The 12,514-nt window shown below is 56.1% G+C and carries 11 protein-coding genes; 7 read left to right on the plus strand and 4 right to left on the minus strand.

Going from position 1 to position 12,514, the window contains the following annotated elements; translation table 11 throughout:
* Positions 1-180 precede the first annotated feature (180 nt).
* The 4 genes from mutH (at position 181) to CKO_RS17970 (ending at position 3,190) form a co-directional block, all read left to right on the plus strand.
* Positions 181-873 (plus strand): DNA mismatch repair endonuclease MutH, encoded by a 693-nt coding sequence (gene mutH / locus CKO_RS17955; RefSeq protein WP_012134948.1) that lies wholly within the window; start codon positions 181-183, stop codon positions 871-873.
* A gap of 78 nt (positions 874-951) precedes the next feature.
* Positions 952-1,665, plus strand: coding sequence for a TerC family protein (locus tag CKO_RS17960; protein WP_012134949.1), 714 nt, complete (start codon positions 952-954; stop codon positions 1,663-1,665).
* 146 nt (positions 1,666-1,811) lie between these two features.
* Complete coding sequence (gene ygdR / locus CKO_RS17965; RefSeq protein WP_012134951.1) at positions 1,812-2,030, plus strand: lipoprotein YgdR; 219 nt, start codon at positions 1,812-1,814, stop codon at positions 2,028-2,030.
* 119 nt (positions 2,031-2,149) lie between these two features.
* Positions 2,150-3,190, plus strand: a complete 1,041-nt coding sequence (locus tag CKO_RS17970) for an NADP(H)-dependent aldo-keto reductase (RefSeq protein WP_024130910.1) — start codon at positions 2,150-2,152, stop codon at positions 3,188-3,190.
* 150 nt (positions 3,191-3,340) lie between these two features.
* On the opposite strand, the gene lplT is transcribed toward CKO_RS17970, so the two are convergent.
* Positions 3,341-4,537 carry a lysophospholipid transporter LplT gene (lplT, locus tag CKO_RS17975; protein ID WP_012134953.1) on the minus strand — a complete coding sequence of 399 codons (1,197 nt, stop codon included), beginning with the start codon at positions 4,535-4,537 and terminating at the stop codon, positions 3,341-3,343.
* Positions 4,530-6,689 carry a bifunctional acyl-ACP--phospholipid O-acyltransferase/long-chain-fatty-acid--ACP ligase gene (gene aas / locus CKO_RS17980; protein ID WP_012134954.1) on the minus strand — a complete coding sequence of 720 codons (2,160 nt, stop codon included), beginning with the start codon at positions 6,687-6,689 and terminating at the stop codon, positions 4,530-4,532. The genes lplT and aas overlap by 8 nt, the downstream gene beginning before the upstream one ends.
* 592 nt (positions 6,690-7,281) lie before the next feature.
* Here aas and galR point away from each other — a divergent pair.
* On the plus strand, positions 7,282-8,310 hold the full coding sequence (gene galR / locus CKO_RS17985) for an HTH-type transcriptional regulator GalR (protein ID WP_012134956.1): 1,029 nt from the start codon (positions 7,282-7,284) through the stop codon (positions 8,308-8,310).
* A 13-nt stretch (positions 8,311-8,323) separates the two neighbouring features.
* A complete protein-coding gene (locus CKO_RS17990) occupies positions 8,324-9,343 on the plus strand; it encodes a LacI family DNA-binding transcriptional regulator (protein ID WP_012134957.1) in 1,020 nt (339 codons plus the stop codon).
* Between the two features lie 111 nt (positions 9,344-9,454).
* Here CKO_RS17990 and lysA read toward each other — a convergent pair whose 3' ends face one another.
* Positions 9,455-10,717 (minus strand): diaminopimelate decarboxylase, encoded by a 1,263-nt coding sequence (gene lysA, locus CKO_RS17995; RefSeq protein WP_012134958.1) that lies wholly within the window; start codon positions 10,715-10,717, stop codon positions 9,455-9,457.
* 124 nt (positions 10,718-10,841) lie between these two features.
* On the opposite strand from lysA, the gene CKO_RS18000 reads away from it, so the two are divergent.
* Positions 10,842-11,777, plus strand: a complete 936-nt coding sequence (locus tag CKO_RS18000; protein WP_012134960.1) for a LysR family transcriptional regulator — start codon at positions 10,842-10,844, stop codon at positions 11,775-11,777.
* Here the strand turns inward: CKO_RS18000 and CKO_RS18005 are convergent.
* Positions 11,764-12,456, minus strand: coding sequence for an aspartate/glutamate racemase (locus CKO_RS18005; protein ID WP_012134961.1), 693 nt, complete (start codon positions 12,454-12,456; stop codon positions 11,764-11,766). The genes CKO_RS18000 and CKO_RS18005 overlap by 14 nt on opposite strands.
* Positions 12,457-12,514 lie beyond the last annotated feature (58 nt).

Raw genomic sequence — 12,514 nt, forward strand, 5'->3', positions numbered from 1 at the left:
AGATCCTGTTTATTTTCAGTGACCAGATTTGGAAAACCCATTTCTCTGTTGCGCAACTTGCAGGATCAGATCCTAAAAACCAATATAAATCATGCGATTGAACATCGCGTGTGGAAATCGTTAAACTCTGTTCATACGGTATAAAATCATTGTTCACTTTTTCGCCTAAGGTATAACGTCATGCCCGGACTCCGCCCGCTACTTTCTCCGCCAGCATCTGAAGCCCTTTTGCTTGCCCAGGCGCAGCAGCTTTCAGGTTACTCGCTGGGCGAACTGGCGGCGCTGGCCGGTTTAGTGGCCCCTAAAGATTTGAAACGGGATAAAGGCTGGATTGGCGTGCTGCTGGAGATCTGGCTCGGCGCCAGCGCCGGTAGCAAACCGGAACAAGATTTCGCCGCGCTTGGCGTGGAGCTGAAAACCATTCCCGTCGATAGCCTTGGCCACCCGCTGGAAACCACGTTTGTCTGCGTCGCGCCGCTAACCGGCAACAGCGGCGTGACGTGGGAAACAAGTCACGTCCGCCACAAATTAAAACGCGTGTTATGGGTCCCCGTAGAGGGGGATCGCAGTATTCCGTTAGCCGATCGGCGCGTCGGTTCCCCACTGCTGTGGAGCCCAAATGAAGAAGAAGATCAGCAGCTTCGCCTCGACTGGGAAGAGTTGATGGACATGATTGTGCTGGGTCAGGTTGAGCGGATCACCGCCCGGCATGGCGAATTTTTACAACTGCGGCCAAAAGCAGCGAATGCCAAAGCCCTTACCGAAGCAATTGGCGCGCAGGGAGAGACCATTCTGACGCTGCCGCGCGGCTTTTATCTGAAAAAGAACTTCACTCGCACGCTGCTGGCCCGCCATTTCCTGTTACAGGGCTAACAGGCACAGACTGGACTTTCACCTGCCGCATTGCGCGCCTATAATTAGCGCTTCTTTTTTTTGGCAGGACTTTGTTCGATGTTATTTGCATGGGTAACCGATCCTAACGCCTGGCTCGCGCTCGGTACGCTGACGCTGCTGGAGATCGTTCTTGGGATCGACAATATTATTTTCCTCTCTCTGGTGGTGGCGAAACTTCCTACAGCGCAACGGAATCACGCCCGACGCCTTGGGCTGGCGGCGGCGATGGTGATGCGCCTGGCTTTGCTGGCTTCTATCGCCTGGGTCACACGCCTGACAAACCCGCTGTTCGAGATTTTCGGCGAAGCGATTTCCGCCCGCGATCTGATCCTGCTGCTGGGTGGGTTGTTCCTGATCTGGAAAGCCAGTAAAGAAATTCACGAATCGATTGAAGGCGAGGAAGAAGGGCTGAAAACGCGCGTCTCCTCCTTCCTGGGCGCGATTGTCCAGATCATGATGCTGGATATTATTTTCAGCCTTGATTCCGTCATCACGGCGGTGGGCCTCTCGGATCATCTGTTTATCATGATGGCGGCAGTTGTGATTGCCGTCGGCGTGATGATGTTCGCGGCGCGCCCTATCGGCGAGTTTGTTGACCGCCACCCTTCCGTAAAAATGCTGGCGCTCTCTTTCCTGATTCTGGTCGGCTTTACCCTGATTCTGGAAAGTTTCGATGTACACGTTCCGAAAGGGTACATCTACTTCGCCATGTTCTTCTCTATCGCCGTAGAGAGCCTGAACCTGATGCGCAATAAAAAGAACCCTCTCTGATTCACTCTTTCGCTCCCTGTAAGGGGAGCGAACACCCGCAATGCCGCTCCCGTTCCTCACAGTTTAAGATTTTACTGCTTTTATCAGACATAACTTCAGGTTATTACTAGACTATTATCAGACGCAGGCCACGTGAGGATAAATGGATGAAAAAATGGGCAGTTGTGATTTCCGCTGTAGGACTGGCTTTTGCTGTTTCTGGATGTAGCAGCGATTATGTAATGGCGACCAAAGATGGTCGGATGATTCTGACCGACGGTAAACCAGAAATTGACGATGATACGGGTCTGGTGAGCTACCATGATCAGCAAGGCAACGCGATGCAAATCAATCGTGACGAAGTCTCTCAGATCATTGAACGCTAATTGTTGAGGTCAGCAGCCCTGCTGGCCTTAGAATTTTCTCTTTCCCTTTTCTCTTCCCTCTGCCATTTTTATATTCCTTTGTCGGGATTTACTGACTTCATAATAAGAAGGAAACGGCTATGCACTATCACCGTATACCCCACAGCTCGCTTGAAATAAGTACACTGGGGCTGGGCACAATGACGTTTGGTGAACAAAACAGCGAAGCCGACGCACATGCACAGCTCGATTACGCCGTGGATCAGGGCATTAACCTGATCGACGTCGCCGAAATGTATCCGGTGCCTCCACGCCCGGAAACCCAGGGGCTAACAGAAACCTATGTCGGTAACTGGCTTGCTAAACACGGCAGCCGTGAGAAGCTGGTTATCGCTTCCAAGGTAAGCGGCCCATCGCGTAATAACGACAGCGGAATTCGCCCCAATCAGGCGCTGGATCGTAAAAATATCCGTGAGGCCTTACACGATAGCCTCAAACGCCTGCAAACCGACTATCTGGATCTGTATCAGGTTCACTGGCCGCAGCGCCCGACCAACTGCTTCGGCAAGCTGGGCTACAGCTGGACGGATTCGGCTCCGGTTGTCACGCTGCTCGAAACGCTGGACGCGCTGACGGAGTTCCAGCGCGCGGGCAAAATTCGCTACATTGGCGTCTCTAACGAAACGGCCTTCGGCGTCATGCGCTATCTGCATCTGGCGGATAAACATGACCTGCCGCGCATTGTCACTATCCAGAACCCTTACAGCCTGCTGAACCGCAGTTATGAGGTGGGATTAGCGGAAGTCAGCCAGTATGAAGGCGTCGAGCTGCTGGCCTACTCTTGCCTGGCATTCGGTACGTTGACCGGTAAATATCTGAATGGCGCCAAACCCGTCGGCGCGCGCAACACCCTGTTTAGCCGCTTTACGCGCTACAGCGGCGAGCAGGCGCAAAAGGCGGTTGCGGCCTACGTCGACATCGCCAGACGCCACAACCTCGATCCGGCCCAGATGGCGCTGGCGTTTGTGCGTCGTCAGCCGTTCGTCGCCAGCACCCTGTTGGGCGCAACGACGATGGCGCAGTTAAAAACTAACGTTGAGAGTTTGCATCTGGAGTTAAGCGAAGAGGTGCTGGCGGAGATCGAAGCGGTGCATCAGGTTTATACCTACCCGGCACCGTAATGCGCATATCCGGCGTTTCTGCCTGATGGCGCTACGCTTATCAGGCCTACCAACAGCACCATACCGTAGGCCGGATAAGGCACCTGCGCCGCCATCCGGCGCTTCTGCCTGATGGCGCTGCGCTTATCAGGCCTACCGACGGCGCAACAATCACATCTGGCGGCGCTGCCAAATCCACAGCGCCGCAATCGCCAGCGCAAACAGTCCGCCAAAACCAATGCCGATCGCCACGACCGGAATACCCACCAGTACGGCCAGCGAATAGAGACCCAGCATCAACAGCATCGCGCTGTTCTCCCCCAGGTTCTGTACCGCAATCGCGTTGCCCGCGCCGACGCTTTTCTTGCCGCGCTCCTGCAATAACGCATTGAGCGGCACCACGAAAAAGCCGCCCAGCACGCCAATAAGCGTCAACAGCGCATAGGCCGGAAGTAATGCGTGCTGCAAAGAGAAAATCAGCACCACCACACCAATCAGAATACCCGCAGGCATACAACGCGCTACCGTCTCCAGCGTAACCAGCTTCGCCGCAGCGCCTGCGCCCACAACAATACCGATCGCCACCATTGCGTTCAGGTAAGTCGGCGTGGCGTTATCGGTAATTCCCAGCGCTACCGGCACCCACAGCACCAGCAGAAAACGCAGCGTGACGCCCGCGCCCCAAAAAAGGCTGGTGCCAACCAGCGAGAAACGCGTCTCCCCGTTACGCCAGAGCGATATGCAGGCGCAGAAGAAGCTGCGCACCATCTTACGCAAATGCCAGGACTGGCCTGGCCGCGCCGCCGCGAGTTTCGGAATAAAAAGGTTAGCGACGACTGCGCCCGCATAAGCCAACGCACAGGCGACCAGCGCCGCAATCACATGCCAGTCTGCCAGTACGCCGCCTGCCACCGATCCCAGCAGAATCGCGGCAATGGTGGAGGCTTCCATCAGACCATTGGCTTTCACCAGTTTGTCGCCCGTGGTCAGCTCGCCAAGAATGCCATATTTCGCCGGAGAGTAAGCCGCCGCGCCAATCCCCACCAGCGTATAGCCGACAAAGGGATTAAAACCAAAACAGATGCTCGCGGCGCCCAACAGTTTCAGGCCGTTGGCGAACATCATCACCCGACCTTTGGCAAAGCTGTCCGCCACCTGCCCGACAAAGGGGGCAAAAAGAATGTAAGCGCCTACAAACACCATTTGCAGGATCGGCTGGCTCCAGTCCGGGTAGAACTGCGCCTTCAGCAGCGCCAGCGTCGCGAACAACAGCGCGTTATCGCCAAACGCAGAGAGAAACTGCGCGGCGATAACCGACATCATCCCTTTCGACCAGATCGAAGTGTTAGTATGTACTGACTCACGCATGTTGTTTTTCCGGTTCATCAACCCAGCTTTTCAGCGTCACAAAGTCCGGCTTGCCGCTGCCCAGTAACGGAAGTTGTTTCAGATAGCGGATATCACGCGGTACGGCAAGTTCAGGAATGCCGTGTGTGCGGGCATATTGCAGCAGGCTTTCACGCGTCAGCTCGCCGTCTGTCGTGAACAGCACCAGCGCTTCGCCCTTGCTGGCGTCGCTTTTAATCGCCGTAGCGTGCATTTTATCTGGCGAGACGCCCAGCGCCAGCTGTTCGACCATCTCCAGCGAAACCATCTCTCCGGCGATTTTCGCAAAGCGCTTCGCTCGCCCCTGGATCTGCACAAAACCGTTTTCATCAAAACGCACAATATCGCCCGTGTCGTACCAGCCCTGTTCAACGTCACCCAGCGCATTTTCCGCCGCAGGCGCTTCCAGCACGCCCGGTTTTTCAACCCGCAGGTAGCCATTCATGATATTAGGCCCTTTGAGTTGCAGACGCCCGCCGTCATCAATGCCCGGAACCGCCAGCAAGCGCGCATCCATGCCTGGCAAAATGCGCCCAACGGTGCCCGGCTTCGCCGCCATAGGTACGTTAATCGACACAACCGGCGCGCATTCGGTCACGCCGTAACCTTCCAGAACGCGCAGGCCAAATTTGTCCTGCCAGAGCTGTCGGGTGCTGTCCTGCAATTTTTCCGCGCCGGCGACGACATAGCGCAGGCGATAGAAATCATACGGGTTGGCAAACCGCGCGTAGTTGCCCAGAAACGTCGACGTGCCAAACAGCACCGTGCAGTTCCGGTCATAGACCAGCTCCGGCACAATGCGATAGTGCAACGGGCTGGGATAGAGAAACACCTCAGCGCCGGTCAGCAGCGGCGTCAACAGGCCGACGGTCAGGCCGAAGGAGTGGAACAGCGGCAGCGCTGACATAAAGCGGTCGTTCGCCGTGAAATCGGCAATGGTTTTTATCTGCTCAACGTTCGCCAGAAGGCTTTTATGGCTGTGCACCACGCCTTTCGGGTGCCCTTCCGAACCGGATGTAAAGAGGATCATTGCCGCCTCTTCCGGCCGCTGTTTGACCTGCGCCAGGCGTGGCATCAGCAGATGCGCAAAAATCCAGAGCTTATCGGCGAGCGTCACATCAGCTTTTAAATCTTCGAGATAAATCCAGCGAACCTGCGTCAGTTGCTCCGGCAGATGCCAGAGTTTGCCTTTCTCAAGAAACTGACGGGAGGTGAATACGGTTTTGATCTCCGCAGCGGTAATGGCGCTGGTCAGCCCTTTCACGCCCGCCGTGTAGTTCATCATCGCCGGGATACGGCCACGAGAAACCGCGCCAAAGATGACGGCGGCGCTGATGGCCGCGTTTGGCAGCATCAGGCCGATGTTTTCGCCCTGCGCGCTGTATTTTTCCAGAATGCGGCCGACAAACAGCGTTTTTGTCAGCAATTTGCGATAAGTGTCCGGCGTGAAGTTAATATCTTCAACACAGTTTTTACCCGCCCCGTAGCGGTACTGCGCAGCTAACAGTGATTCATACAGCGTTTCACGCGGGCGCACCGCCATGCGCGCTTCCATCATAATTTGATGCAGCATTTCTCCGGCCAGTTTGCGGCGCTCGCGCGCTCGCGGCGCCTCCGGCATCGGCAGATGGGTGGGCGGCAGGATATGCAGGTGAATGCGCGGGAAAAAGCGCTGTTTTACCAGACCTTTCAGGCGGCTAAAGTGCGTAAGCTCTGCGCCTTCAATACGAACCGGCACCACCGTTGCGCCAGACTTCGCCGCCACAAACCCGGCGCCGTCGTAGATTTTCATCAACGAACCGCTAACCGAAATTCGCCCTTCCGGGAAGATAACCACCGGGCGGCCCTGCTCTACCAGGCGTACCAGGTGCTTAATCGCCATCGGCTTCGTCGGGTCGAGCGGCACAAAATCAATCAGCGACTTTAACCAGCGCATATACCATTGCTGGCTGATAGAGGAATAGACCGCGAAAACAGGGCGAACCGGTAAAAACAGGGCGAGTAAAATACCGTCGATAAAAGAGACATGGTTTGGCGTGATCAGGATGCGCTCACCCTGTAGCGCCCTGGCATCCCCGGTGACGCGTACACGATAAAGCACGCGGAACAGGTTGCGAAAAAATCCAAAAAGCATGTCAACTCCCTTTGCTCACAGTTCGGTAAAGATGCATGGTTGCAGATTATACGAGATGGGGAACAGGCGCGACAGGTAAATGGAAGGACGAAAAAAAACCTGCGCATCCGCGCAGGTTGGTGCAAGAGACAGGTACGAAGAGCGTACCGAATAATCTCACCAATCAATACCTCTGGGATCTTGATTGTGGTCTCCGGCGACGCTGCGCGCCACCAGCAAAACGCAAAGGAATGAACACAAATGCAACGAGTTGTGTAAATTATCGGTTACTGTTACAGATTGGTGTAAGCGCAAAAAAAACCTGCACATGATGCGCAGGTTGGTGTAATTCTTGTGATCAACCCGAAAGCTGATTTCACCTATCAATACCTCTGGGATCTCAACTCTAGCAATCCGCCCGACGCCCTCACCAGCGAACAATCGCAACAGCGCTTCGCAAAGTGTAACCAAAGGTTTGCATTCTCCCTTTTCTGTCTTACTTCCCCGGCGTGCGCTCACATTTGCGCGTTCCCGTCAGGCAATCTGCTTGAACAGATAGCCATTTTCCGTAACACTGACGAAATGTAAGCGTTTACCCACTATAGGTACTGTCATGGCGACCATAAAGGATGTAGCCCGACTGGCTGGTGTTTCAGTCGCCACCGTTTCTCGCGTTATTAATGATTCCCCGAAAGCCAGCGAAGCATCCCGCCTCGCGGTCACCAGCGCGATGGAATCGCTCAGCTATCACCCCAACGCCAATGCGCGAGCGCTGGCGCAGCAATCCACGGAGACAATTGGTTTAGTCGTGGGGGATGTCTCCGACCCTTTCTTTGGCGCGATGGTTAAAGCGGTCGAGCAGGTGGCCTACCACACCGGTAATTTCTTACTGATTGGCAACGGCTACCACAATGAACAAAAAGAGCATCAGGCGATTGAACAACTGATCCGCCATCGTTGCGCGGCGTTAGTCGTACACGCCAAGATGATCCCGGACGCGGACCTGGCGTCATTAATGAAACAGATGCCTGGCATGGTGCTGATTAACCGCATCCTGCCTGGGTTTGAGCAGCGCTGCGTGGCGTTAGATGACCGTTACGGCGCCTGGCTGGCAACGCGTCATTTAATTCAGCAGGGCCATACCCGCATCGGCTATATCTGTTCCAACCATTCGATTTCTGATGCGGAAGACCGGCTCAAGGGTTATTACGACGCGCTGGAAGAGAGCCATATTCCGGCTAACGACAGGCTGGTCACATTTGGTGAACCGGATGAGAGCGGCGGTGAACAGGCAATGACCGAACTGTTAGGTCGCGGAAGAAACTTCACGGCGATCGCCTGTTACAACGATTCGATGGCCGCAGGCGCAATGGGCGTATTAAACGACAACGGTATTGACGTGCCGGGCGAAATTTCACTGATTGGTTTCGATGATGTGCTGGTCTCGCGCTACGTGCGTCCACGTCTGACCACGGTACGCTACCCGATCGTGACCATGGCGACTCAGGCCGCCGAACTGGCGCTCGCGCTGGCGGAAAAACGGCCTGTACCCGAAATCACCCATGTCTTTAGCCCTACTCTGGTACGTCGGCATTCCGTTTCGACGCCGTCGGAAACCGGGAATTCTTCGTCAAACGATTAATCAGGATAGCGTCATGACAACAATGCTGGATGTTTCACGTCGCGCGGGCGTATCAAAAGCGACGGTTTCTCGCGTGCTGAACGGAACGGGACAGGTGAAAGAGAGCACGCGCCAGAAAGTCTTCAAAGCGATGCAGGCGTTAGATTACCGACCCAATTTTTTGGCGCGATCGCTGGCGAACCGCACCAGTAACAGCATTGGGCTTGTTGTCTCGACCTTTGACGGATTTTACTTCGGGCGTTTGCTGCAACAGGCGTCACGCCAGACGGAGTCGCACGGTAAGCAGCTTATCGTGACCGATGGCCATGACACGCCGGAACGCGAGCAAGAGGCGGTGCAGATGCTGGCCGACAGGCAGTGCGACGCGATCATTCTCTATACCCGCTATATGAGCGAAAAAACGATCATCTCGTTGATTAATACCATAGAGACGCCGCTGGTCGTGATCAACCGCGATGTCAGTCTGGCCCGCGATCGCGCCATATTCTTTGAACAGGAAGATGCCGCGTTTCAGGCGGTGGATTACCTGATCTCACAGGGCCATCGGGATATCGCCTGCATTACCGTACCGAATCACACGCCAACGGGAAAATCCCGCCTGACGGGCTACCGCAAGGCGCTGGAGAAAAACGGGATCGACTGGGACCCGGCGAAAGTGAAATACGGCGACTCCAGTATGACACGCGGGTACGAAGCGTGCCGTGAACTGCTGGAGGAAGGGATCGCCTTTACCGCGCTCTTTGCCTGTAACGACGATATGGCGCTTGGCGCATCAAAGGCGCTGCATCAGGCCGGGCTGCGGATACCGCAGGATATTTCACTGTTTGGCTTCGATGACGCGCCCAGCGCGAAGTGGCTGGAACCGGCGCTGTCCACCGTTTATCTGCCGATCGACAGTATGATTACCACCGCAATCGATCAAGCGATTCGGCTGGCGAGCGGCGAGGAGCTGGAGCCGATCCCGCCGTTTACAGGAACATTAGTGCTGCGTGATTCAGTGACCACCGGGCCATTTTTTCAGTCGGATTGCTGATGGTTTGCCGGATGGCGGCGCAAGCGCCTTATCCGGCCTACGATATTGCGCCGTCCGTAGGCCTGATAAGCGTAGCGCCATCAGGCAAAGGCGCCTTATCCGGCCTGCCGGTTAAAAAACTTCCAGCGCCAGCAACTCTTCAATCGTCTGGCGGCGGCGAATCAATCGCGCTTTACCATTATCAAACAGCACTTCCGGCAGCAGCGGTCGGCTGTTGTAATTTGATGACATAGACGCGCCGTACGCGCCGGTATCGTGCAGAACCAGGTAATCCCCCGGTGCTACCGCAGGCAGCGCACGCGTTTCCACGTTACCGCCTTCCTGCTGCGTAAAGACATCGCCAGATTCACACAACGGCCCCGCCACCACGGTATCCAGCAGCGGCGCATGTTCAAGCGAGCGACCGTCCGCCGCCAGCGCCGTAATATGGTGATAGCTGCCGTACATTGCCGGGCGCATCAGGTCGTTGAAACCGGCATCCACCAGCACAAAATGACGGCGCCCCATCTCTTTCACGCTGCGTACCTGCGTCACCAGCACGCCGGATTGCGCCACCAGAAAACGTCCCGGTTCAATTTCCAGCTTCACCCGATGCCCCAGATGGCGAGCGATTTGCTCGCGGGCGGCGTTCCACAGTCCGAAGTAATGCTGCGTATCGACCGCCTCTTCTCCCTCGTGATAAGGGATCGACAGCCCGCCTCCCGCCGAAATCGCCTCCAGATCCTGCCCAAAATCGATAACCTGGCGCACCATCGCGCCGCACACCTGCTCCAGATGACCGTAATCAACGCCGGAACCAATGTGCATGTGAACCCCGACAAGCTGAAGCCGATGGCGCTGCATCACCGCCAGCGCGGCAGGCAGATCGGTATGCCAGATGCCGTGTTTGCTGTTCTCGCCGCCGGTATTGGTTTTCTGGCTGTGCCCGTGACCAAAACCGGGATTGATACGCAGCCAGACGCGATGACCCGGCGAAACCTGCCCCAGTTGATCCAGCATATCCACCGACCCGGCATTCACCGGAATGCGCAGTTCGCTGACGCGGGCCAGCGTGGCGGCGTCAATGACATCAGCCGTGAAGACGATATCATCAGGATGGTTTTGCGGATCATATCCCGCCGCCAGCGCGCGCTCAATTTCACCCAGCGAAACGGAATCCACCTTTACGCCCTGCTCACGCATCAGGCGCAAAATATGAATATTCGAGCAGGCCTTTTGCGCAAAGCGCACCACATCAAACTGTTGCAGGGCCGCGATCTGACGGCGAATAATCTGCGCGTCATAGACCCATACCGGGCAGCCGAATTCCGCCGGTAGTCTGAGCAGATTTTCAGCGTTGAGGTCAGTATCAGTGCAATTCAGTGAATGTGGCATAGCAGACTCCGGGCAAAACATTTTTTATGATTACGCCACAAACTGAAGGGAATAAAAAATATCGTTTTATGGCGAGTCTATGCAAAAATGATATAGATAATATCCACTGAGGGGAAAGCCAACGATGGCAGCCGTGAACCTGCGCCACATTGAAATCTTTCATGCCGTGATGACCGCCGGAAACCTGACCGAAGCGGCGCGCCTGCTGCATACCTCACAGCCCACCGTTAGCCGGGAGCTGGCGCGGTTCGAAAAAGTATTGGGGCTTAAACTGTTTGAGCGCACGCGCGGACGCCTGCACCCGACGGTGCAAGGATTACGGCTATTCGAAGAGGTGCAGCGTTCCTGGTATGGGCTGGATCGCATTGTAAACGCGGCGGAGAGCCTGCGTGAATTTCGCCAGGGCGAGCTGTCGATTGTCTGCCTGCCCGTTTTCTCCCAGTCCTTTTTACCCACGCTGCTGCAACCGTTTCTCGCCCGCTATCCTGATGTCAGCCTGAACATCGTGCCGCAGGAGTCGCCGCTGCTGGAAGAGTGGCTTTCCGCTCAACGCCACGACCTCGGCCTGACGGAGACGTTGCATACCCCGGCAGGCACCGAACGCACCGCGTTGTTGACGCTAAATGAAGTGTGCGTGCTGCCGCCCGGCCACCCGCTGGCGACCAAATCCGTGCTGACGCCGGGCGACTTTCAGGGAGAGAATTACATCAGCCTGTCACGCACCGACAGCTATCGTCAGCTGCTGGATGCGCTGTTTAACGAACACCAGGTTAAACGCCGGATGGTCGTGGAAACCCACAGCGCGGCGTCGGTTTGCGCGATGGTGCGCGCGGGCGCCGGGCTTTCGGTGGTTAACCCGCTCACCGCGCTGGATTATGCCGCCAGCGGAGTGACCGTGCGGCGGTTCAGTGTCGACGTTCCGTTTACCGTCAGTCTGATCCGCCCGCTGCACCGGCCATCATCCGCGCTGGTGGATGCGTTCAGCGAGCACCTGCAAACCAGCCTTCCGCGTCTTGTCGATCCGCTGGAGGCCATTCTGGAGCCGGTTACGAAAGCATAAACTCCACGGCGTCAGCCGCATGGATCGCCGCAGTATCAAACACCGGCAGCGCGCTCTGCGCTTCCGGCACCAGCAACCCAATCTCGGTACAGCCGAAAATCACGCCCTGAGCGCCCTGCGCCGCCAGACGTTCGATCACCTGCAAATAATACTGGCGGGAGCGTTCGCTAAACTCGCCGAGGCACAGTTCGTCAAAGATTATCTGGTTGATCTGCGCGCGGTCGTCCGTTTCCGGCACCAGGGTTTCAATCGCAAACCGCTGCTCCAGACGCCCGCGATAAAAATCCTGCTCCATCGTGTAGCGCGTCCCCAGTAGCGCCACGCGCGTCATGTTTTTGCGCGCAATCGCCCGCCCTGTCGCATCCGCAATATGTAAAAACGGCAGTGAACAGCGCGACTCAATCGTATCCGCCACTTTATGCATGGTATTAGTACACAGCACTATCGCTTCTGCGCCCGCCTGCTGCAAACCCAGTGCGGCCTGCGCCAGAATATCTCCCGTTTTATCCCACTCGCCCTGGCGCTGACACTCTTCAATTTCATGGAAATCAACGCTATGCAGCAACAGGCTGGCGGAATGCAAACCGCCCAGGCGTGCTTTGATTCCTTCATTAATCAAACGGTAATAGGGGATCGTCGATTCCCAACTCATGCCGCCCAGCAGTCCAATCGTTTTCATTACCTTCTCCTTCTCACCTTGATGACAGCAGTGAAGCAAACTTGTGATCAAGTTTCCA

Source organism: Citrobacter koseri ATCC BAA-895, assembly GCF_000018045.1.
GTDB classification, from domain to species: Bacteria; Pseudomonadota; Gammaproteobacteria; order Enterobacterales; family Enterobacteriaceae; genus Citrobacter_B; species Citrobacter_B koseri.